The organism is Seinonella peptonophila (genome assembly GCF_900129355.1).
In the GTDB taxonomy this organism is placed as follows: domain Bacteria; phylum Bacillota; class Bacilli; order Thermoactinomycetales; family Thermoactinomycetaceae; genus Seinonella; species Seinonella peptonophila.
Genome location: NZ_FQVL01000032.1, coordinates 1 through 2,006, shown reverse-complemented (window position 1 = coordinate 2,006; position 2,006 = coordinate 1). Strand labels below are relative to the sequence as shown.

The window sequence follows — 2,006 nt, the reverse complement described above, 5'->3', positions numbered from 1 at the left end:
GAACTCTACTTAGGTGGAGAGAGCTTAGCCAAAGGCTACTATGGTCAGCCGGAGCAGACAGCCGAACGATGGATCGAGCATCCACAGTGGGGTCGCCTTTATCGGACCGGAGATCGTGTGCGCTATCGGTGGGATGGAGAGTTGGAGTTTTTAGGACGATTCGATCATCAGATCAGTTTACGTGGATTTCGTATTGAATTGGGTGAAATAGAAGCCTGTCTCCTGCGTCACCCTCAGATCCAAGAAGCAGTGGTTGAAGTATGGGAAGAGCGATTGGTTGCTTATCTGGTAGGTGACACGGTCGAGGGAGAAGCGATGCGTCAATGGGTGAAACAAAGACTTCCCGAATATATGGTTCCACGCTTTTATGAGTGGCTGCCCGCATTGCCGATCACCCCGAATGGAAAAGTGGATCGCAAAGCGCTTCCTGAGCCAGCTTGGGAAGGAGAAGTCACCTTTGTCGCCGCCCGAAATGAGATCGAAGCTCGTCTGGTTCACATTTGGCAAGAAATATTACAACAACCCCAGATCGGTATTCAAGATAACTTCTTTGCCTGTGGGGGCGACTCCATCCTCAGCATTCAAGTGGTCGCACGGGCACAGCGAGAGGGATTGCGGCTCACCCCCAAACAGCTTTTTGAACATCAAACGATTGCTGAATTGGCACCTTATGTCCAGCAACAGCCACAAGTAGCAGCAGAACAAGGGCTGGTAGAAGGAACAGTTCCCTTCTCCCCGATCCAACAGTGGTTTTGGGAGCAAGCCATTCCCAATCGGAATCATTGGAACCAATCACTCCTGCTGTTGTGGAAAGAGACCGCCATACCGGATGCCCTACAAGCAGCATTGCAAGCTGTCATCGAGCAACATGATGCTCTGCGTCTGCGCATCGTCGAAGAAGAATCGGTGCATCAGTCCATCGAAGCAGAACTTCCGTTTACTTGGGTAGACCTACGGGGGCAACCGGAAGAATGGCAACAACAAAGAATCGAGCAGATCGCAGATCAAGCGCAACAGCAGCTTGATCTCACAAAGGGACCGATTCAGCGGATGATCTACTTCCAACTGGGCGATCAGCCTGATCGTCTCTTATGGATTCTGCATCATTGGATGGTGGATGCCGTCTCTTGGCGGATTCTCTTAGAAGATTTCCAACAAGCCTACCAACAGGCAACCCAGCAGCAACCGATTCAGCTACCAGCGAAAACCAGTTCCTGGAAAGACTGGATCGCCCAATTGCAGCAATATGCCCAGACACAACAGGTGCAAAAAGAGCTGCCCTACTGGAAGCAACAAGTCGAATCGATCACGGCCTTGCCGGTCGATCATCCAGAAGGAGAGAATCGACAAGCACATCTACAAATGAAAGTCCGCACTTTTACCAAAGAGCAGACTGAAGCCTTATTACGGGAATCGACAAAGGCATATCGGACACAAGTGACAGACCTGCTCCTCACCGCATGGGCACAAACCGTTCAGAAATGGACAGCCAGCGATATCTGTCACCTACATCTAGAAGGACATGGGCGTGAAGAGATCAGCGAACAGCTCGACTTATCTCGAACAGTCGGTTGGTTCACCAGTCTCTATCCATTGAAGCTGGACATATCTGAAGCAGAAACAATGGGAGATGCGATCAAGGGAGTGAAAGAGCAGATACGCGCCATTCCCCATAAAGGATTGGGATATGGATTATTGCAAACATGGGGCAAAGAATCATCCCTCACGACAGCGCCCAAGCCAGAAGTAAGTTTTAACTACCTGGGACAAGTCGATGGTACATGGTCAGGTGATCTCCTATTGGGAATGGCTCCTGAAGCAAGAGGAGAGATGGTAGATCCCACAAGCGAAAGAGCGCATCGTATTGATCTACTCGGCATGGTTGTAGCGGGTCGATTCCAACTCACCCTTCAGTATAGCGAGCAGCAATATGAACAACAAACGATGGACTGGCTGATCCAGACATACATGGAGCAGTTACAACAATTGATCACACATTGTTGCTC

General features: G+C 50.1%; 1 protein-coding gene. It reads left to right on the top strand.

The annotated features are described in order from the left end of the window. Positions 1-2,006 (top strand): condensation domain-containing protein (locus BUB71_RS18710; protein WP_139279205.1); only part of this gene is annotated, 2,006 nt, incomplete at both ends.